This is a genomic window from Mycolicibacterium brisbanense (assembly GCF_001570425.1).
In the GTDB taxonomy this organism is placed as follows: Bacteria; Actinomycetota; Actinomycetes; order Mycobacteriales; family Mycobacteriaceae; genus Mycobacterium; species Mycobacterium brisbanense.
The window spans coordinates 25,080-43,690 of the sequence record NZ_BCSX01000027.1; the positions used below are offsets into that span (position 1 = coordinate 25,080).

Here is an 18,611-nt window from a genome sequence, read left to right on the forward strand (position 1 = left end):
CTAGATGGGCGGCGTGGCCCGGCCCTGCATGGCTTCCCATACCCGCGACGGCGTCAACGGCATGTCGGCATGCCGAACCCCGAACGGCGCCAACGCATCCACGACGGCGTTGACGACGGCGGGCGGCGAACCGACCGTGGCGGACTCGCCGATGCCCTTCGCGCCGATGGGGTGGTGCGGCGAAGGCGTCACGGTGTGACCGGTCTCGAAGTGCGGCACTTCCATCGCGGTGGGGATCAGGTAGTCCATCAGCGATCCGCCCAGGCAGTTGCCGTCGGCGTCGAACGCGATCATCTCCATCAGCGCCATGCCGATGCCGTCGACCAGGCCGCCATGCACCTGCCCCTCGATGATCATCGGGTTGATCCGGGTGCCGCAGTCGTCGACCGCGAGGAACCGGCGCACCTTCACCACGGCGGTACCGGGGTCGATGTCGACGACGCAGAAGTACGCGCCGTACGGATAGGTGAGATTCTCTGGGTTATAACAGATCTGGGCATCGAGGCCACCTTCGATGCCTTCCGGTAGATCCCCCGCCCCGTGGGCCCGCATCGCGATGTCCTGGATGGTCACCGACGCCGTTGGGTCGCCCTTGACATGGAAGCTGCCCTTGTCCCACTCGAGGTCGGCGACGGAGGCTTCCAGCATGCCCGAGGCGATGATCTTGGCCTTGTCGCGCACCTTGCGGGCGACGAGCGCAGCCGCGGCACCCGACACCGGAGTGGATCGGCTGCCGTAGGTGCCCAGGCCGAACGGTGTCTGATCGGTGTCGCCGTGCACGACGTCGATGTCCTCGGGCGGGATGCCGAGCTCCTCGGCGACGATCTGCGCGAACGTCGTCTCATGCCCCTGCCCCTGCGTCTGGACGCTCAAGCGCACCACGGCTTTTCCGGTCGGATGCACCCGCAGCTCACAGCCGTCGGCCATGCCCAGCCCCAGGATGTCCATGTCCTTGCGCGGCCCGGCGCCCACGGCCTCGGTGAAGAAGGACATGCCGATGCCCATGAGTTCACCACGCTCGCGTTTCTCGCGCTGCTCTGCCCGCAGCCCGTCGTAGTCGATCATCTCCATCGCCAGGCGCATGGTCTTCTCGTACTCACCGGAGTCGTACACCCAGCCGGTCTTCGACTTGTACGGAAACTGCTCGGGCTTCAACAGGTTTCGCAGGCGCAGCTCGGCGGGATCCATTTTCAGCTCGAACGCCAGGCAGTCGACCATGCGCTCGACGAAATACACGGCCTCGGTGATGCGGAACGAGCACGCATAGGCCACGCCGCCCGGTGCCTTGTTGGTGTACACCGCGGTCATGTGGCAGTACGCGGCCTCGATGTCGTAGCTGCCGGTGAACACCCCGAAGAAGCCGGCAGGGTACTTCGTCGGAGCGGCAGTGCCGTTGAACGCGCCGTGATCGGCCAGCACATTGGACCGGATCGCGAGGATCTTGCCGTCACTGCGCGCGGCGATCTCACCGACCATAATGTAGTCGCGGGCGAACCCTGTGCTGGTGAGGTTTTCGCTGCGATCTTCCATCCACTTGACCGGCTTGCCCAGCAGCAGCGAGCCGACGATGGCGCAGACATATCCGGGATAGATCGGCACCTTGTTGCCGAATCCGCCACCGATGTCCGGGGAGATCACCCGGATCTTGTGCTCGGGCAGACCGGCGACCAGCGCGTACAGCGTGCGGTGCGCATGTGGGGCCTGCGAGGTGCACCAGAGTGTGAGCTTGCCGGAGACGGGGTCGAGATCGGCCACGGCACCGCAGGTTTCCATCGGTGCCGGATGCACCCGCGGATAGACGATCTCCTGTTTGACCACCACATCGGCCGTCGCAAACACCGCATCGGTGGCGGCGGCGTCGCCGGTCTCCCAGTCGAAGCAGTGATTGTCGCTCTTGCCGTCGAGATCGGTGCGGATCACCGGGGCGTCGGCGTCCAGCGCGTGCCGGGCATCGATCACGGGATCGAGCGGTTCGTACTCGACGTCGATGAGCTCCAAGGCATCCCGCGCCGAGTAGCGGTCCTCGGCGACGACGAAGGCCACCTCCTGACCCTGGAACCGCACCTTGTCGGTCGCCAGCACCGCCTGCACATCGCTGGACAGCGTCGGCATCCATGCGAGGCCCTTACCCGCCAGGTCGGCGCCGGTCACCACCGCCTTGACCTTCGGATGTGCCTGCGCCGCACTGACATCGATGCTGACGATCCGGGCGTGCGCATACGGTGAGCGGAGTATCGCCAGGTGCAGCATGCCGGGCAGTTTCACGTCGTCGACGTAGGTACCGCGGCCGCGGATGAACCGTGGATCCTCCTTGCGCAGCATCCTGCCGTGACCGCACGGCTTCTCGTCGTTGACGGCGGTGTCCTCGGGCCGGTCGACCGGATTTTCCAAAGTGGTCACGCCTGCGCCTCCTGCCGGGCATGACGTGCCGCCCACTGCACGGAGCGCACGATCGTGGTGTAGCCGGTGCATCGACAGATCTGCCCCGAAATGGCTTCCCGGATCTCGGCTTCGGTCGGGTCCGGGTTACGGTCCAGCAAGGCCCGCGCGGTGATCATCATGCCCGGTGTGCAAAAGCCGCACTGCAGGCCGTGACACTGCATGAAACCCTCTTGTACCGGGTCCAGCCGGCCGTCGACCTCCATGCCCTCGACCGTGCGCACCGCGTGCCCGGAAGCCATCGCGGCCAGCATGGTGCACGACTTCACCGGCTGTCCGTCGACGTCCACGACGCATGTGCCGCAGTTGGATGTGTCGCAGCCCCAATGGGTTCCGGTCAAGCCCAGCTCGTCGCGCAGGAAGTGCACCAGCAGCATCCGCGGCTCGATCTCGGCACTGACGGCTTCGCCGTTGACCGTCATGTTGACCTGCATGAGCTAATTCCCTTCCGGTGCAGGGGCGTTACGCACACGCTCGACCGAGGTACGTAGCGTGCGGATGGTCAGCTCGGATGCGAGGTGGCGCTTGTAGTCGGCGCTGCCGCGCATGTCGCTGACCGGTTCACAGGCCTGCGCGGCGGCAGCTCCCGCCGCGGCGAAGGTCTCCTCCGTCGCCGGTTGGTCCGTCAGGGAGCCCGCGAGCGCGCGCAGCGCCTGGACGTCGGCGTTGACCGCGGTCAGCCCGATGCGCGCGGCCACAATGGCGTCGTCATTGAGCGTCACCTGGGCACCGGCCGCCGTAACCGCCCAATCCCCCACGCGGCGTTCCACTTTCGCGTACGCGCTGGAAGTGCGGTGGCGTACCGGGATCCGCACCTCGATGAGCATCTCGTTGTGGTCCAGCGCGGTCTCGTACGGCCCGACCAGGAAATCGTCGATGGGAATCTCCCGGTCCCCCGATGGTCCGTGCACCAAGCAGACCGCACCGACGACACCGCACACAGTGGTCAGGTCTTCGGCCGGATCGGCCTGGCAGAGCGACCCGCCGAGGGTGCCACGGTTGCGGACGACGGGGTCGGCGATCACCCGTTCCGCGTCGCGGAAGATCGGGCACACCGCGGCCAGCGGATCGGAGTCCAGCACCTCGCGGTGCCGAGCCATGGCACCGATGCGGACGAGGGTGGGGTCGGTGACGATATAGCCGAGCTCGGCGGCGAGATCGTTGATGTCGACGAGATATTCGGGATTGGCGATCCGCAGCTTCATCATCGGCAGCAGGCTGTGCCCGCCGGCGACGATCCTGGCGTCCTCACCCAATCTGTCCAGCAGACCGACGGCGTGGTCGACGCTGGTGGCGCGTTCGTACTCGAAGGGGCCGGGAACTTGCATGTGACCCAGCTCACGCCTGCCTGTCGTCGGCGTCAATAGCGAGTTAAGCGATCACTTAACTCGCCGGTTGGGACTCCCGTTGCCCCAGCTCATGGTGGATCCTGCCGCCGGTCTCGGCCAGGGGACGCCCGCCGCCGCCCCACCGCCGGGCCACGATCTCCGCCGCGATGGACACGGCGGTCTCCTCCGGTGTCCGCCCGCCGAGGTCCAATCCGATCGGGCTCGACAAGCCGGCCAGCTCGTCCTCGGTCAGCCCAGCTTCGCGCAGCCGTTGCAGCCGGTCCTCGTGGGTGCGTCGCGATCCCATCGCACCGATGTAGGCAGCTCGCGAGTTCTCGGGTAACCGCAGCGCCACCTCCAGCAGCGGCACGTCGAACTTGGGGTCATGGGTCAGTACGCAGATAACCGTGCGGGAGTCGATCGCGCCTGCGGCGACCTGCGCGGCCAGATACCGGTGCGGCCAATCGACGACGACCTCGTCGGCCGTCGGGAACCGCGCCGAGGTGGCGAACACCGGGCGCGCGTCGCACACGGTGACGCGGTAGCCCAGGAACGCGCCCTGCTGCGCGACCGCGGCGGCGAAGTCGATGGCCCCGAACACGAGCATGCGCGGCCGCGGCGCATGACTCGCGACGAACACCTCCATCCCCTCGCCGCGCCGTTGGCCATCCGGCCCGTAGGTCAAAATCTCACTACGGCCCGCCGCGAGCAAGCCGCGCGCATCGTCGATCACCGCGGCGTCCGCCCGTAAAGACCCGAGTGAGCCGTCGACTGGACCGTCCCCCGGGTCGCGGCGCACCACCAACCGCCTGCCGACCCAGGCCGAGTCGGGGTGCGTGATGACCGTGGCGACGGCGACCGGGCGGTGCGCGTCGATGTCAGCAGCGACGGCGTCCAACTCCCGAAAAGTGCTCTGCGACAACGGTTCCACGAAGACGTCGAGCATTCCGCCGCACGTGAGCCCGACCTCGAACGCGTCGTCGTCGCTGACTCCGTAGCGCTGCAGGACAGGCACGCCCGTGGCCACCACGTCGGACGCCAGTTCGTACACCGCACCTTCGACGCACCCGCCCGACACCGAGCCGCTCACCGTGCCGTCGGGAGTCACCACCATCGCGGCACCGGGCGGGCGCGGGGCCGATCGAAATGTGCGCACCACCGTCGCGAGACCGGCGGTGCCGCCCGCCCGCCAGACTGCTAACAGAGTGCTCAGCACCTCTCTCACATTTTCAATTTAGGCTGCATACGTGACACCTGCGCAACTGCGTGCATTTTCGGCGGTAGTCAGGCTCGGTTCGGTGCGCGCGGCTGCCGAGGAGCTCGGCGTCTCCGATGCCGGGGTGTCGATGCACGTCGCACAGCTGCGCAAAGAACTTGACGATCCGCTGTTCACCAGGACGGCGGCCGGGCTCGCGTTCACCCCAGGCGGTCTGCGGCTGGCCAGCCGCGCCATCGAGATCCTGGGCTTGCAGCAGCAGACGGCGATCGAGGTGACCGAAGCCGCGCACGGCCGCCGGTTGCTGCGCATCGCGGCGTCGAGCGCCTTCGCGGAGCACGCGGCGCCGGGCCTCATCGAACTGTTCTCGTCGCGCGCCGATGACCTTTCGGTCGAGCTCAGCGTGCATCCGGCCGCCCAGTTCGCGCATCTGATCACCTCGCGCGCCGTCGATATCGCGCTCGGTTTACCGCCCGAGGCCAACGGCCAGGACCTTGCCGTGCGCCCGTTCCTGAAGTACCAGATCATCACGGTCACCACGCCCGACGGCGCGTTGGCCACCCGCACTCCGACTCCGGCACTGCTGCGCGAGCAGCTCTGGCTGCTGGGCCCTTCCGGCGGCAGCGTGGACGGCGAAATCGCCTCGATGCTACGGAATCTCGCGATTCCCGAAGCCCACCAACGCATCTTTCAGAGCGACGCCGCCGCACTCGACGAGGTTCAGCGGGTCGGCGGTGCGATGCCGACGATCGGATTCGCGGTGGCCAAAGATCTGACCAGCGGCCGGCTCGCCCACGTCAAAGGTCCCGGCCTGCAGGTCGCCGGCGAGTGGTTCGCCTCGACGCTGCCCGCGGCGGCGCGTCAACCGGCCGTGTCGGAACTGGTGCGGTTCATCACCACCCCGCGCTGCACGCAGGCCATGATCCGCGGCACCGGCGTCGGGGTCGCCCGGTTCCGGCCGAAAGTGCATGTGACCCTGTGGAGTTGAGCTCTCCGCTCAGGCGGTTTCGCTCCGGTTCACCGCTGCCGCCCGCGGTATGAGCGCGTCCTGGATGAATTCGACCAGCACTTCTTTCATCGCGCTGACCGTCATGTTGGGCGTGCCGGTGAGCACCTGGATCGCCATCCCGTCGGTCAGCGCCGACAGCCGGAGGGCGATGGTCTCGGGGTCGACGTCGGTGCGGAACACCTCCTGACGCTGTCCGCGTTCGACGACGCGCCTGATGGTCTCGCGCCACCGTTCGTAATATGCGCCGTGGATCGGCCGCAGCTCGGGACGGATCAGCGCCTCGGCCCAGAACTGGATCCACACCGACCACTCGTCGCGGACCGCTCCCACCCGGGGCAACTGCATGTCGATGAGCTTGAGCAACCTCTGGTGCGCGTCGTCGATGGCCTTCAGCTCGGCGCTCTGCCTGCCGAAGGCGTGGTCGATCGAGTGTTTGAGCGCGGCGGTGAGCACGTCGTTCTTGCCGGGGAAGTAGTAGTGCACCGTGCCGGTGCTGGTGCCGACGACCTGCGCGATGTCCGAGATGCGGACGGCGTGGTAGCCGCGCTCGGCGATGAGCTGCGCCGCGGCGTCGAGTATCGCGGCCTTCCTGGAATCGTCGCCATTCTCAGCAGTCACGTCGGTCTTTTCTTCCCGTTGCTACCTGACTCAGCAATCAAACCACATTAACTAGGTTGACGCGTCAGTCAGATTCGACTCGAGCGTCAGACGGCTCGTACATGCTGGCATTACCCGCGTTCACCTGCACAAAAGTGCACTTCACCTGCCAGATTCGCGAGCGGAATCACTGTGATACACGTCACATGCAATTGACTGACGTGTGTCCGCTCACGCTATAACTGATGCATCAGTCAAACGCGAGGAGTCATCGTGGCAGAGCCGTCGAGCCCGACACCCGGCGCCCTGAGCCCGGGGCTGCACCGCGGCAAGGCCGTGCTGATCACCGGTGGCGGCACCGGCATCGGCCGGGCCACCGCCGTGGAGTTCGCCCGCTGCGGTGCCGACGTCGTGATCGCGGGCCGTCGGGCCGAACCGCTCAAGGACACCGTCGCCGAGATCGAGGCGCTCGGGGCCCGAGCCCTCGCGGTACCGACCGATATCCGCGACGAGGAGCAAGTCGCCGAGATGGTCACCCAGACGCTGGACCGCTTCGGTCGGGTCGATGTGCTCGTCAACAACGCCGGCGGGCAGTTCTCCGCGCCCGCCGAGGACATCAGCCTCAAAGGCTGGCGGGCGGTGCACCGACTGGCCGTCGACGGCACCTGGGCGGTCACCCATGAGGTGGCGACACGCGCCATGATTCCGCAGCGCAGCGGCGTGATCTTTTTCATGGCGTTCTCCCCCCGCCGAGGCATCCCGTCGTTCGTCCACGCCACCTCGGCCCGCGCAGCCCTGGAGAACCTGGCCAGCGGGCTGGCGCTGGAGTGGAGCAAATACCGGATCCGCAGCATCTGCATCGCCCCGGGCACCATCGCCACCGAGGGCATGGACGCCAACTACACCGAGGAGGCCCGGGCCCAATGGGCCTCGGCGGTCCCACTCGGCCGTCTCGGCACTGCCCAGGACATCTCGCCGACCATCGCTTTTCTCGCCTCGCCGGCCGCCGGCTACATCACCGGCACCACCGTCGTGATCGACGGCGGCGCCGACGCCTGGGGCACCGCCCATCCCGCTCCGCAATTGAAGGACGACGAATGACCGCCTCCGCGCCCCGCGACCTCACGGCCCTGTTCGACCCGCGCTCTGTCGCGATCATCGGCGCCAGCAACGACGAGACGAAGTACGGCAACTGGCTGAGCGTGCAGGCCCTTCGCATGCCCGGCACCCGCACCCTGCACCTGGTGAACCGGCGCGGCGAACCGGTGCTGGGCCGGCAGACCGTGAAAGCGCTCACCGACGTGGCCGAGCCGGTCGACCTGGTGGCCGTCGCAGTACCCGCCGCGGGATTCGAGGAGGCCGTCGAGGACGCGCTGGCCGCCGGGGCGAAGGCGATCGTCGGCGTCACAGCGGGATTCGCCGAGCTCGGCACCGAGGGCAGGGCCCTGCAGGAACGCATCGTCAAGCGGGTCCGCGACGCGGGTGCGCTGCTGCTCGGCCCGAACTGCCTGGGCGTGCTGGACTCCACCACCGAGCTCTACCTGGCATCGAACCCGATGCCGACCGGCGGGGTCGCACTGCTGTCCCAGAGCGGCAACATGGCCCTGGAACTGTCCGGCTTCCTGGCCGCCCGTGGCCACGGCTTCTCGCGCTTCGTCTCCCTCGGCAACCAAGCTGACCTGGGCGTCGCCGACGTCATCCGCTCATGCACCCGCCACCCGGGCACCGACGTGATCGCGGTCTACTGCGAAGACTTCGGCGACGGCCGGGCGTTCGTAGCTGCCGCCGCCGAGGCCGCCGCCGCGGGCAAGCCCGTGCTGCTGCTGACCGTCGGAGGCAGCGAGGCATCGATCCGCGGTGCCCAATCCCACACCGGTGCACTGACGTCCGACAGCGCCGTGATCGCAGCTGCGTGCCGCGCCGCCGGAATCCACCGGGTGCACTCCCCGCGTGAACTCGCCGACGCCGCAGCGGCACTGCTGAGCTTCGGGCCCACCGGGGTACGACGCGTCGGAGTGGTCGCCGACGGTGGCGGTCACGCCGGCGTGGGATCGGACATCGTCGAGGCCGCAGGCCTGAACGTCCCGGAGTTCGACGCCTCGGTGAGCGACGCACTGCGGGCGCTGCTGCCGCCGTCGGCCGCGGTGACCAACCCGGTCGACCTCGCCGGGGCCGGCGAACAGGACATCACGTCGTTCGCCAAGGTGCTGGAGACCACGCTGTCCAGCGAGCACCTCGACGCCGTACTGATCACCGGGTACTTCGGCGGCTACGGCGGTTACGGTGACACCCTGGCCGCCCGCGAGATCGAGACCGCCCACGAGATGGCCCGCATCGCCAAGGCCCACGGCAAGCCCGTAGTGGTGCACACCATGCACCACGCCAGCGAGGCCGCGAAAGTGCTTGCCGAATCCGGTCTTCCGGTGTTCGCCGCGGTCGAGGACGCCGCCCGGACGCTCGCCGTCTTCGGCGACGGCAAGACCCCGCCGCCGGTACCCGAGCTGGCCGAAACCGCCGATCAGCCGGCCGAATCCGACAACTACTGGGAGGCACGCGAACTGTTCCGCGCCGCCGGGCTCAGCTTCCCCGGCGCTGCGTTGGTCGAATCGGCCGACGCCGCCGCCGAGGCCACGCGATCGATCGGCTATCCGGTCGTGCTGAAAGCCATGGGCCTGCTGCACAAGTCGGACTCCGGCGGGGTGGCACTCGGCCTGGCCGACGAGGACCAGCTGCGCGCCGCCGTGCAGGACATGCGGCAGCGACTGAGCCCTCCCGGATTCTGCGTCGAGGCGATGGCCGATCTGAGCGACGGCGTGGAGCTGATCGTCGGCGTGCAGAGCGATCCCCGCTTCGGCCCGGTGGCCATGGTCGGCCTCGGCGGCATCTTCACCGAGGTGCTCAAGGACGTCGCCTTCGCGCTGGCCCCCGTCGACCGGGCCACCGCGCGGGAGATGCTCGACGGCCTGCGGGCTGCGGCTCTGCTGCGCGGTGTCCGCGGGCGGCCTCCGGTCGACCTCGATGCGGCCGCGGCTGCCATCGCAGCGGTCACCTCTGTGGCCGCACACCATCCGGAAATCACCGAGCTGGAGGTCAATCCCCTGCTGGCGACGCCGACCGGCGCACTCGGCCTCGACGCCCGCATCGTCCTTGCCCCCTGATCGACACCACGAACCCCATAGATATCGAAAGGAAATACCCCGCAATGGAATTCGCATACACGCCGCGGCTGGCGGAGCTCAAGGACCGGGCCCGCGCGTTGACCGAGAAGATCATCCCGTTCGAGCTCGAATGCGAGCAGAACAACGGGCTCTCGGCCGAGTCGCACGCCGTCATCAAGGCCGCTGTGCTGGAGGCCGGCCTGCAGGCCATCAACACCCCGGTCGAGTTCGGCGGGGCCGGCCTGAGCGTGCTGGAACAGGTTGTCGTGCAAGACGAGTTGGGCAAGCTAACCAACGCACTGTGGGACGCGGTGTGGCGCCCGGCCAACCCGCTGGCCCACGCCACCCCCGAACAGCGTGAGCGCTACCTGATCCCGGGGGCCCGCGGTGACCGCCGCGACGCGGTGGCCATCTCCGAGGCCGACGCCGGCTCGGACTTCTCCGCCGCCAAGACCACCGCCACGCCCGACGGCAACGGCGGCTACGTCATCAACGGCGAGAAGTGGTTCGTCACCGTCGGCGACGTCGCCGACTACCTGATCGTGCTGGCCTACGTGCAGCCCGACAACGCGCCGACGATGTTCCTGATCGACGTGCCGAGCCCCGGCGTGAGCATCACCAACGTGCCGCGCTTCACCCACACCTTCGTCTACGAGCATCCCGAATTCACCTTCAAGGACGTCAAAGTCGGCCCCGAAGCCGTACTCGGAGGCATCGGCGAAGGCCTGGAGCTCACCCGCGACTGGTTCACCGAGGAGCGCCTGATGATCGGCGCAAGGACCATCGGCGCGGCCGAGCGTGCGCTGACGCTGGCCGTGGACTGGGCGCGTGAGCGAGTCCAGGGCGGCGACACCCTGATCAACCGGCAGCTGATCCAGGGCATGATCGCCGATTCGGTCTGCGACATCGCCACCAACAGGGCCCTGACCCACCAGGTCGCATGGGAGTTCGACCAGGCCGATCCCAACAACGCCGAGCAGCGGAAGACCTTGCACGCCAAGGCCGCAACTGTGAAGCTGGCCGCTTCCGAGGCCTCCAACCGCGTGGCCGACCGGGCCGTACAGATCTTCGGCGGCCGCGGCTACATCCGCGACTACCCCGTCGAGCGGCTGTGGCGTGAGCTGCGGGTCGACCGGATCTGGGAGGGCACGTCCGAGATCCAGCGCCTGGTCATTGCCAACGAGACCAAGAAGCGCGGCCTCGAGAAGCTGCTGTCCTTCCCGTACGCCGCGGACGGGAAGTAGTCCGATGGCGGCCGGGACAACCACCGACGCACAGCACCAAGGCAGCGTGGAGGTACGCCGCGAGGGCAACGTCGCCGTCGTGACCCTGCGCCGGGAAAGCAAGCGCAACGCGCTGTCGACCCACATGGAGGCCGAACTGCTGCGTGCACTGCGCACAGATGCGGTCACCTCCAGCCGGGCGGTCGTGATCACCGGTGGGGATACGGTGTTTTCGGCCGGTGCCGACATCACCGAGCTGCGCGACATGACCCCGGCCGCCATCGCTGACTACTACCGTGAGTCCGGATCGGTGTACGAAGTCTTCGCCGGACTTCGCCAGCCCACCGTCGCGGCCATCACCGGCTACTGCCTGGGCGGCGGACTCGAGCTGTCGCTGGCCGCAGACATCCGCATCGCCGACCCCGCAGCGGTTTTCGGATTCCCCGAGGTGGGCATCGGCATCCTGCCGTCGTCCGGAGGCGTCACCCGCGCGACCCGGATCCTCGGCCCAGGCCGTACGCGAGACCTCATTCTCCGCGGCCGGCGAATCGATGCCGCGGTCGCCGAGCGATGGGGGCTCATCACCGAAATCACCTCTGCGGGTGAGCATGTGGCGACCGCACTGGCCATTGCCGGCGAACTCGCCGAATACCACCCGATGACCATGGCGGTCAACAAACAAGTACTCGACGCGAGCATCAACGCGTCCCAGTCCGCATCACTGGTGCTGGAACAACTCGCCTACGCCCTGCTCAACAACACCGCCGGCCACGGCGCTGAACAATCCACTGGAGAAGTTCGATGAACCCGCTCGACGTCTTGGACCGGCCCACCAACCGTGGGTTCCTCACCAAACTGCTCATCGCCTGCTGCGGCGGCCCGTTCCTCGACGGGTACGTCATGAGCATCATCGGCGTAGCCCTCATCGGCGTGGGCGAGGACATGAATCCCAGCACCACCGAGTCCGGTCTGATCGGTGCCGCATCGCTGATCGGCATCTTCTTCGGCGCCACGGTGTTCGGGGTGATCACCGACCGGGTCGGCCGGGAGAAGATGTACGCGCTCGATCTGGTCGTCCTGGTCGCCGGCTGCGCGTTGTCGGTATTCGTCACGGCCCCTTGGCAATTGATCCTCCTGCGGTTCGTCATCGGCGCTGCCATCGGCGCCGACTACCCGATCGCGACCTCCCTGCTGACCGAGTTCACCCCGTCGAAGAAGCGCGGCGCCATGGTCGGCATGTCCGCGGTGGCGTGGTCGGCCGGCGCCGTCGCCGCCTACGTCGTCGGCGCGGTCGTCGTGGCCGTCTCCGGCGGCAACCAGAACTGGCGCTGGCTGTTGGCGTCGAGTGCCGTGCTCGGGATCGTCGTGATCCTGATCCGCCGGGGTATCCCGGAATCCCCGCGCTGGCTGATGAACAACGGCCGGGTCGCCGATGCCGAGGCCGTCGTGGAGCGCATCTACGGGGTCAAGCTCGATCTGAGCCAGGTGAGCGCAGACACCGACGAACCGAAGGCCAAGGCGCCGCTGTCGTCGATCCTCAAGGGGCAGTACGGACGACGTCTCATCATGTGCTCGGCACTGTACCTGGCAGTGGTCACCCCGCTGTACGCACTGCTCACCTTCCTGCCCACGATCCTGCAGGGCTTCAAGATCTCCGGTGAAGGTCCCATGGGACTCGTGGTCGAGACCGTCATCATCGGTCTGATCGTCGCCGGTTCGATACCGGCCCTGTGGCTCGTCGAGCGCTGGGGACGTCGCCCCATCGCGGTAGTGCCGCTCGGGCTGATGGTGCTGCCGCTGGCCGGTCTGTGGCTGTGGGCCGGCGGGCCGCTGTGGTTCATCGTCGGATGCTTCTGCGTGTACGCCTTCATCTCCGGCGGGCCCAGCATCCTGGTGTGGATCTACCCCAACGAGTTGTTCCCCACCGAACTACGCGCCACCGCAGTCGGTTTCGCGACCGGCGTGAGCCGATTCGGCGCCGCCACCGGAACCTACCTCCTACCGCTGAGCATCTCGTCGCTCGGCACCGGCACCACCATGCTGTTCGGTGCCATCCTGACCGCCGGAGCCTTCGTGGTGTGCCTGTTCATGGCGCCGGAGACCAAGGGCAAGACCCTCGAAGAGGTTTCGGGCCTGACGCCCGCGCCGGCGCCTGTCCGTGGCTGAGCCGTCAGCCGGGGCGTGGTCCGACATCATTCGGCGCAACCTCGCCGAGTTCACCCGCTCGGCCTCCCAATCGGGGGGGCCGAGCGGCCGCTGTGACGGTGTGCGTGCTCGATGCCGAGCGCGACGCGCGGGTGCTGATGATCAAACGGGCCCCGCGAGGGCTCAACAGCGGCCAGTGGGCACTCCCCGGCGGACGCATCGAACCCGGCGAGACAGCCACCCCCGCCGCCCTGCGCGAACTGCATGAAGAAGTCGGTGTCGAGCTGACCGATGACGATGTCGTCGGGATGCTCGACGACTATGTGACCGACTCGGGCTTCGTGATCACTCCCGTCGTCGCGATGGTGACGGGATCACCCAGGCTGCAACGCAATCCGGCCGAGGTGCACTCATTGCACCGGATTGCGCTGAGTCGTCTGGTCAGCGACGAACTGCCCCGGTGGGCGCTCACCGCCGATGGCCCGCTGCTGCAGATGCCGTTGCGGAGCAACATGGTGGTACATGCGCCGACCGGAGCCATCCTGCTGCAGTTCCGCGAGGTCGCTCTGCTCGGGCGCCCCATCAGGGTGGCAGAGCTGCGGCAGCCCGCGTTCACGCGGGTGTAGGACACCTGCCGCGGATACCAGACCCTTTCCGGTGAGCGGAACAACCGGCTGACTAGCCTTGATCAGCCGGGCCGCGTAGTGGGTATGCCGCCCGGCGGGGAGGGCGAAGCATGTCGACAGACCAGGCGAATGGAGGCGAGGGCACCACCTCCATGTCCCAGGTGGCGGCACACGCCATACGCGAGGGGATCATCGAGGGCCGGTACCCGCCCGGTAGCCGGCTGCGTGAGCGCGACCTCTCGGAAACCCTGCAGATGTCCCGGATACCCGTACGCGAGGCACTGCGCCAACTCGAAGTCGAAGGTTTCGTGACCACGAGCCCGAACCGTGGTGCGGTCGTCACCCAGCTGACGATGCGCGACGTGGTCGAACTGTTCGATCTGAGGCTGTCGCTGGAGGTTCTGGCCGCGCGGCAAGCGGCTCTGGCGGTCGCCAAGGGCGGGGCCGGAGACAAGCTGCAGCAGCTGCTGGTCGCCGCCCTGCGCGCCACCCGCTCCGGTGACATCGTCGCGATTCGCCAGATCAACACCGAGATTCACGCCGAGATCGTGGCGATGGCGGGGAACTCGCTGCTGACCACCACGATGGCACCGCTGCTGGGCCGCATGCGCTGGGTGTTCGCGTTGACCGCCGACCGTGATCCCGAGGTGGAATACACAGAGCACCGGGCGCTGTGCGATGCGATCTACGCAGGCAATCCGGATCTGGCCGGGGCGCTCGCGCTGGCCCACATCGAGCACGGTCGGGCGCCATCGCTGGAGGGGCTGAGCAAGGTGCTGCCTGCGTCGCAGCTACGACCCATTCACACCGGCCCGCCCGAAAATCGCTGCCCCCTCCGAGGCAGAACACAGGGGAAAATGCCACCATGCGCGGATTGGTCGGAACCATTGCGGCAGCCGTCGCTGCGAGCGTCGTCCTGGTAACCGCGGGATGCGCGACGCCTACCCCGCCGGCCAAAGACCGCCCGGTGACGCTGACACCGGCGCCCACGCAACTCGCAGCGTGCGGCCCCGACCAGTTGGTGCGCTGTGTTCCCGGGCTGGCCGATATCGAGCCGGATCTGTTCGACATGGTCACCGGGTACGGCCCGATACCGGATTTTGCGGTCCTGCCGCCATCATCGGCACGGGAAGACGCACCGCAAGACTGCCGGAGCCTGCCCAGGCTGGGCGCCCGGCCAGACCCGGAGTTCGATGTCGCCTACCGGCCCGTGCCGGCTTCGGGCAACCGGTTCCCGGCCAACAACGGCGATGACTTTCACGTTCGATTCATGGTCGGCCGAACCGGCGATGACATGACGGCCCAGATGAACGAGTGGGCCGACCACTGCCGCATGTGGAGCGTCGCTACCACCATGAACGACAACGGAATCCACGCCTGGATCATCGCCGAGTCGGCAGACGTACTCCAGAAATTCCAGGCGGGCGACGTCGACCAATGGCCTTTCGTCACCCATATGGCCGCCACCGAGTTGCCCAACGGTGTCATGGTGCAGGCGTTCTACCGCACCAGCGACCTCTCCGCGGCATCGCGCAACCACGTGTTCTCCGAGATCCTGCGTGCCGCGGGCCGGCCCCGGCCGCGCTCGGCGCTGCCGCCCGCGCTCACCGACTGGAACCGGGCCCAGATCTCGTCTCTACTCCCAGCTTTGGACGTCGGGGTCAGCATCGACGCCCAGGCGAGCCTGCCCGACAGCCGGTGGCTGCTCTGTCCTCAGGCGGAACACGCCTCGCTGTACGACCCGCAGGCGAGCTGGCGCCGGCCGACCAACCCGCAGGTCACGGACAAGACCCTGCCTCCTGGCGTAGAAATCTCGCGGGCACTGCCCGGCACTGCCGCCCTGGCTGAGGTGCGCCGTGAAATCACCACGTGCACAGCACATCTCACCGACATTCCGGCATTGTGCGCCGGCCACGATATGCACCAGACACTCGACACCGACTCGGCGGTAGCCGACGGCGAGGAGACCCTCCGCATCACCCAGCGCTGGCTGCGGGTGGAAAATGTGCAAGGCTACGACCGATGCGCTGAAGGCACCGATGCGTTACGCGTCACCCAGGTGCGCGGACTCATCGTCATCAGCAGCGCCCACGCCACCGTGGTCAAGGGCACCCTCGGCGATCCGGCACTGCCCACCAGCAGTCTCGATCAGCTACAAGCCCAAACCGTGCACGCAATCAAGACTGCCTGAGCGTGCTCACCCATGGTCAGGTTCGTCGGACAGGGTGTGGGCGGCCTCCATCAACATCCACCCCGACAGCTGCACCGACATGTCGCGCTCGGGGATCGCCGAGGCGTTCACCGCACCCTCGACGAACTCGGCTTCCTGCCCCGCGGACGTGGGCACCTCGGCGTTGCGATCCCAGAACGGGCCGAACAGCGGCAGGCCGTCGACGGTCTGACGGTAATCCCACGCCGACTCCGCCGATTTCAGAACTAGCGACTTGGCGGTGTCGCGCGCCGCGGCATCCTCGGCGGTGTCGCCCGGCAGCGTCGTCGCCACCAGAGCGAGATACCGCGCCAGGATGCCGTTGAACAGCCCGCCGTCACCGCCACCGGCCCCTTTGATGACGCCGTCCTCGGTCATCTCTTTGGCGACCGCCGCGACGAGTCGACGCACGCGCTCGGAATGCCGGGGATCCTGCGTGCGCACCGCAAGCTCCACCTCAAGGCCGAGCACGACCCCCTGGCAGTAGGTGTACTGCGCCCGCACCATCGAACCGGCCTTGATGCCGTCGAACACCAGATGGGTTTCCGGGTCGATCAGGGTTTCGTCGATCCAGTCGGCCATCTGCTGGGCGCGGCGCAGCCGATCGTCGTAGCGGGCCAGGAAGATGCCTGCGGGGCCGTTGGCCGGGGCGTTGAAGAACTGGTCCTGCTTGCGCCACGGGATTCCGCCGCCGTCCTCGGGCACCCAGGCGTTGACGAACTGCTCACACAGCTTCTTGAGCGCACCGGGCTTCTCGACTCCGGCGAGCCGGCCCGCGCGCTCCAAAGCCAGTGCCAGCCAAGCCATGTCGTCGTAGTAGTCGTTGGTCCACCCGGTGTTGCGCAGATGATGCGACCGGATCTGCCGTTCGATGCGCAGCTTGCGATCGGGCTGCGGATCGCGCACCTGCGCATCGACCAGGCAGTCGAGCAGATGGGCCTGCCACCAGTAGTGCCAGGTGCCGAAATGCCGGTACTTCGGCGTCGACGGCCAGGCCACCACGCCGAGTTGGGTACCCGGCAGGTACCAGAGTTTGCTCAGGTGTCGTTGGATGATCGCAGCTTCGGCGCTGCCCGCGCGGTTGGCCCATAGCTGATCCATGACCCCGATCCTGCCCTACCAGGCCGCCGAAATGTCGGCGTGTCGGGTGATCCAGGCGTGCATGGCTATTCCGGCAGCAACCCCGGCGTTGATGCTGCGGGTCGATCCGAACTGCGCGATGGACACCGTCAGCGCCGCACCGGCCTGCGCCTCCGGCGTGATCCCCGGACCTTCCTGGCCGAACACCAGCAGGCAGTCGCGCGGCAACTCGGTCTGTTCGAGCCGGGTCGCGCCCGGCACGTTGTCGACGGCGACGACCGTGAGGTTCTCCTCCGCGGCGTAGGCCAGCAGGTCGGCGGTGGTGTCGTGATGGCGCAACCGCTGGTAGCGATCGGTGACCATGGCGCCACGCCGGTTCCACCGCCGCCTGCCGACGATGTGGACGGTGTGGACTGCGAACGCATTGGCGGTGCGCACCACCGCGCCGATGTTCGCATCGTTGCCGAAGTTCTCGATCGCGATGTGCAGCGCATGTCTGCGTCGGTCGATATCGGCCACGATCGCTTCGCGGGTCCAATATCGGTAGGCGTCAACGACATTGCGGGTGTCGCCGGTCCGCAGGAGCTCCGGGTCGTAGCGCGCGGCGTCGTCTCCCGAGGGAAGCGGGCCCGGCCACGGGCCGACCCCGGGTGTCTGTCCCCATTCCGTTGGGCCCAGTGGCTCGCTCATGGCTTGGTCCACAACGCGGCGTGTGTGCCGATCACCGACACCGTGGCGTACAGGAGTGCGGCGTTGATCTCGCCTTGTGTGCACAGCGAAGTCCGGGTATTCACCGCTTCGCGCGACGCGTCCGGCAGCAACAGCACCGAAGACCCGTAAGCCGAACAGGCGTAGCTGAGCCCTGGCGGCGGTAGCGTCGGAGCCGCCACGACCATCAGCGGCCCGCCGCGCTGCGCCGAGTCGTCCCGGTAACGCTTTGCCAGGCCGTCGATTTCGAGTCCGAGCAGCATGTAGCCGTTGCCCTTGAAGGCGTCCGGTGCGCCCATCGCGGTCGGGGCCAGTTGAGCACCGTCGGCACTGAACGCGTCGACACTGGTCGTCTTGATGGTGATGCCGGTATCGCCCGCATCGGTGGGCAGCATTCCGACCGGGAAGGCGGCCGGATAGGCCACGGTAGTCTTCGGAATGCGCTCGCGCGGCGAATAGACGTACACCCCGCGGACCTGGCTCTGGTCGCGCAACGGACCGAAACAGACTGTGCCACTGAGTTTGTCGGGACCGGAGGCAGCCAGCGGCCGGATACCCAGGCTGTTCACCCCGGTGCACCCGCCCAATCCGTTGGCTTCGAGCGGGTGCGACAGTGCGCCGTACAGACCGAACCGGAGGTCCTCTGGTTTTGCCCGTTGGTCACCGGCGGCCGAGGCGTCGACATCGACGAGGACGTGCTCGTTGTCGAACCGCAGGTTGTTCAATGTGAAATGCCAGCCCAGCACCGTCAGCGAGGCACCGAACGACGCAGTGAGAGCCTCGTACGTGCGGCGCGGGGCGCCGTCGGACGAACAGGCCGTGGCGACGACGAGCAGCATCGCCGTCACCGCCGCGATCAGTGCCCGCACTGTG

The 18,611-nt window shown here is 67.8% G+C and carries 17 protein-coding genes; 9 read left to right on the forward strand and 8 right to left on the reverse strand.

Annotated features, from left to right (window positions below; all coding sequences use genetic code 11):
- Genes RMCB_RS16195 through RMCB_RS16210 form a run of 4 tightly spaced genes read right to left on the reverse strand, consistent with a single transcriptional unit; the run spans window position 1 to window position 4,992 of the window.
- The gene (locus tag RMCB_RS16195; RefSeq protein WP_062829635.1) at window positions 1-2,400 is read right to left on the reverse strand and encodes an aerobic carbon-monoxide dehydrogenase large subunit; all 2,400 of its coding nucleotides are present in this window, start codon (window positions 2,398-2,400) and stop codon (window positions 1-3) included.
- Window positions 2,397-2,873 carry a (2Fe-2S)-binding protein gene (locus RMCB_RS16200; RefSeq protein ID WP_062829587.1) on the reverse strand — a complete coding sequence of 159 codons (477 nt, stop codon included), beginning with the start codon at window positions 2,871-2,873 and terminating at the stop codon, window positions 2,397-2,399. Before RMCB_RS16200 ends, RMCB_RS16195 begins: the two co-directional genes overlap by 4 nt.
- 3 nt (window positions 2,874-2,876) lie before the next feature.
- On the reverse strand, window positions 2,877-3,767 hold the full coding sequence (locus RMCB_RS16205; RefSeq protein WP_062829588.1) for an FAD binding domain-containing protein: 891 nt from the start codon (window positions 3,765-3,767) through the stop codon (window positions 2,877-2,879).
- Between the two features lie 55 nt (window positions 3,768-3,822).
- The gene (locus RMCB_RS16210) at window positions 3,823-4,992 is read right to left on the reverse strand and encodes an XdhC family protein (RefSeq protein ID WP_072278489.1); all 1,170 of its coding nucleotides are present in this window, start codon (window positions 4,990-4,992) and stop codon (window positions 3,823-3,825) included.
- Between the two features lie 22 nt (window positions 4,993-5,014).
- On the opposite strand from RMCB_RS16210, the gene RMCB_RS16215 reads away from it, so the two are divergent.
- Window positions 5,015-5,971: a LysR family transcriptional regulator gene (locus RMCB_RS16215; RefSeq protein ID WP_062829590.1), complete on the forward strand. Its 957-nt coding sequence runs from the start codon at window positions 5,015-5,017 to the stop codon at window positions 5,969-5,971.
- Between the two features lie 9 nt (window positions 5,972-5,980).
- Here the strand turns inward: RMCB_RS16215 and RMCB_RS16220 are convergent, their stop codons facing one another.
- Entirely contained in the window at window positions 5,981-6,610 is a 630-nt protein-coding gene (locus RMCB_RS16220) for a TetR/AcrR family transcriptional regulator (protein WP_029370408.1), read from the reverse strand.
- Window positions 6,611-6,862: 252 nt separating this feature from the next.
- Between RMCB_RS16220 and RMCB_RS16225 the strand changes: the two genes are divergently transcribed.
- The 8 genes from RMCB_RS16225 (at window position 6,863) to RMCB_RS36580 (ending at window position 15,932) form a co-directional block, all read left to right on the forward strand.
- Window positions 6,863-7,690 carry an SDR family oxidoreductase gene (locus RMCB_RS16225; protein ID WP_084388505.1) on the forward strand — a complete coding sequence of 276 codons (828 nt, stop codon included), beginning with the start codon at window positions 6,863-6,865 and terminating at the stop codon, window positions 7,688-7,690.
- Window positions 7,687-9,747 carry an acetate--CoA ligase family protein gene (locus RMCB_RS16230; RefSeq protein ID WP_062829591.1) on the forward strand — a complete coding sequence of 687 codons (2,061 nt, stop codon included), beginning with the start codon at window positions 7,687-7,689 and terminating at the stop codon, window positions 9,745-9,747. Before RMCB_RS16225 ends, RMCB_RS16230 begins: the two co-directional genes overlap by 4 nt.
- A gap of 44 nt (window positions 9,748-9,791) precedes the next feature.
- On the forward strand, window positions 9,792-10,991 hold the full coding sequence (locus RMCB_RS16235; protein ID WP_062829592.1) for an acyl-CoA dehydrogenase family protein: 1,200 nt from the start codon (window positions 9,792-9,794) through the stop codon (window positions 10,989-10,991).
- 4 nt (window positions 10,992-10,995) lie between these two features.
- Window positions 10,996-11,775 (forward strand): enoyl-CoA hydratase/isomerase family protein, encoded by a 780-nt coding sequence (locus tag RMCB_RS16240; protein WP_062829593.1) that lies wholly within the window; start codon window positions 10,996-10,998, stop codon window positions 11,773-11,775.
- A complete protein-coding gene (locus tag RMCB_RS16245) occupies window positions 11,772-13,136 on the forward strand; it encodes an MFS transporter (RefSeq protein WP_062829594.1) in 1,365 nt (454 codons plus the stop codon). The genes RMCB_RS16240 and RMCB_RS16245 overlap by 4 nt, the downstream gene beginning before the upstream one ends.
- Before the next feature lie 92 nt (window positions 13,137-13,228).
- Complete coding sequence (locus tag RMCB_RS16250; protein ID WP_062829595.1) at window positions 13,229-13,741, forward strand: NUDIX hydrolase; 513 nt, start codon at window positions 13,229-13,231, stop codon at window positions 13,739-13,741.
- A gap of 110 nt (window positions 13,742-13,851) precedes the next feature.
- Window positions 13,852-14,664: a GntR family transcriptional regulator gene (locus tag RMCB_RS16255; protein ID WP_084388507.1), complete on the forward strand. Its 813-nt coding sequence runs from the start codon at window positions 13,852-13,854 to the stop codon at window positions 14,662-14,664.
- Window positions 14,607-15,932, forward strand: a complete 1,326-nt coding sequence (locus RMCB_RS36580; protein ID WP_234792131.1) for a hypothetical protein — start codon at window positions 14,607-14,609, stop codon at window positions 15,930-15,932. The genes RMCB_RS16255 and RMCB_RS36580 overlap by 58 nt, the downstream gene beginning before the upstream one ends.
- A gap of 6 nt (window positions 15,933-15,938) precedes the next feature.
- Here the strand turns inward: RMCB_RS36580 and RMCB_RS16265 are convergent, their stop codons facing one another.
- Genes RMCB_RS16265 through RMCB_RS16275 form a run of 3 tightly spaced genes read right to left on the reverse strand, consistent with a single transcriptional unit; the run spans window position 15,939 to window position 18,607 of the window.
- On the reverse strand, window positions 15,939-17,051 hold the full coding sequence (locus RMCB_RS16265; RefSeq protein ID WP_062829597.1) for a glycoside hydrolase family 76 protein: 1,113 nt from the start codon (window positions 17,049-17,051) through the stop codon (window positions 15,939-15,941).
- A 15-nt stretch (window positions 17,052-17,066) separates the two neighbouring features.
- Window positions 17,067-17,720, reverse strand: coding sequence for a TrmH family RNA methyltransferase (locus RMCB_RS16270; protein ID WP_062829598.1), 654 nt, complete (start codon window positions 17,718-17,720; stop codon window positions 17,067-17,069).
- Complete coding sequence (locus tag RMCB_RS16275) at window positions 17,717-18,607, reverse strand: hypothetical protein (protein WP_062829599.1); 891 nt, start codon at window positions 18,605-18,607, stop codon at window positions 17,717-17,719. The genes RMCB_RS16270 and RMCB_RS16275 overlap by 4 nt, the downstream gene beginning before the upstream one ends.
- Window positions 18,608-18,611: the final 4 nt, after the last annotated feature.

What these genes read in the sequence shown, in the direction of transcription:
- RMCB_RS16205 (WP_062829588.1), bottom strand. Translation starts at nt 3,767, where the DNA reads ATGCAAGTTCCCGGCCCCTTCGAGTACGAACGCGCCACCAGCGTCGAC.
- RMCB_RS16265 (WP_062829597.1), bottom strand. Translation starts at nt 17,051, where the DNA reads ATGGATCAGCTATGGGCCAACCGCGCGGGCAGCGCCGAAGCTGCGATC.
- RMCB_RS36580 (WP_234792131.1), top strand. Translation starts at nt 14,607, where the DNA reads ATGCGCGGATTGGTCGGAACCATTGCGGCAGCCGTCGCTGCGAGCGTC.
- RMCB_RS16230 (WP_062829591.1), top strand. Translation starts at nt 7,687, where the DNA reads ATGACCGCCTCCGCGCCCCGCGACCTCACGGCCCTGTTCGACCCGCGC.
- RMCB_RS16235 (WP_062829592.1), top strand. Translation starts at nt 9,792, where the DNA reads ATGGAATTCGCATACACGCCGCGGCTGGCGGAGCTCAAGGACCGGGCC.
- RMCB_RS16240 (WP_062829593.1), top strand. Translation starts at nt 10,996, where the DNA reads ATGGCGGCCGGGACAACCACCGACGCACAGCACCAAGGCAGCGTGGAG.
- RMCB_RS16200 (WP_062829587.1), bottom strand. Translation starts at nt 2,873, where the DNA reads ATGCAGGTCAACATGACGGTCAACGGCGAAGCCGTCAGTGCCGAGATC.
- RMCB_RS16255 (WP_084388507.1), top strand. Translation starts at nt 13,852, where the DNA reads ATGTCGACAGACCAGGCGAATGGAGGCGAGGGCACCACCTCCATGTCC.
- RMCB_RS16245 (WP_062829594.1), top strand. Translation starts at nt 11,772, where the DNA reads ATGAACCCGCTCGACGTCTTGGACCGGCCCACCAACCGTGGGTTCCTC.
- RMCB_RS16270 (WP_062829598.1), bottom strand. Translation starts at nt 17,720, where the DNA reads ATGAGCGAGCCACTGGGCCCAACGGAATGGGGACAGACACCCGGGGTC.